Source organism: Bifidobacterium pseudolongum subsp. globosum (assembly GCF_000741295.1).
In the GTDB taxonomy this organism is placed as follows: Bacteria; Actinomycetota; Actinomycetes; order Actinomycetales; family Bifidobacteriaceae; genus Bifidobacterium; species Bifidobacterium globosum.
Genome location: NZ_JGZG01000026.1, coordinates 1 through 671, shown reverse-complemented (window position 1 = coordinate 671; position 671 = coordinate 1). Strand labels below are relative to the sequence as shown.

Below are 671 nucleotides of genomic sequence, written 5' to 3'. Positions count from 1 at the left end.
TGTGCACGCTGCGCGGCCTGCGCGAACGCGGCAGCGGCCCCGGCTCTCCCTCCTCGGCATGGCGCCTGCGCAGCCCATGGACCCATTGGCGCGTCACGCCGTAGCGCTTCGCGACGCGCGTGACCGGTTCGCCGGCCTCGAGCGCGCGCATCATCGCCATGTTGCGGTCGAACACGCTGCGGTCCCGGGCCGGGGGCAGATGACGCAACACGCGTCCGTCCCGCACCCTCGGGTCGTCATGGCCATGGGACGGATTGATTGGATTGATGTTGTTGTGTTCCATACAAACGACAACAGGACACCGGCGTCAACCATGCGCCCGCAACACGTAAACCACTACGCTGACACAAGACAACACGCTCCAACCTCATTCGTCACACTTCATTTTCCTCAAGTAGGCGGCCTGCGGACGCATAGGGGTGTCAGACAGGGAAAGTCCCTGCCCGACATGAAAGGAGATCGAACATCAGAACTCGACCGTACAACAAGAAAAAGGTCAGCTCGTTCCTGAAGTTTCTGGCTGCTCTGTATGACTCCGTGAACTGTGACGACGCAGAACCACCCGTATGTTACAGCATGCCCGGTTCCAGCCGTTTGCCTGCCGAAGACATGTTTAACGATGCCTGCGAAGACTGTTGGCCGCTTATCGAGGAAATGTTGCAGGATGATGA

1 protein-coding gene is annotated in these 671 nt (G+C 59.8%); it reads right to left on the bottom strand.

Annotation, left to right across the window (positions count from 1 at the left end; all coding sequences use genetic code 11):
• Positions 1 to 283, bottom strand: a 283-nt coding sequence (locus BPSG_RS08200) for a helix-turn-helix domain-containing protein (protein WP_034879226.1), incomplete at its 3' end; no start/stop codon positions are given.
• Positions 284 to 671 lie beyond the last annotated feature (388 nt).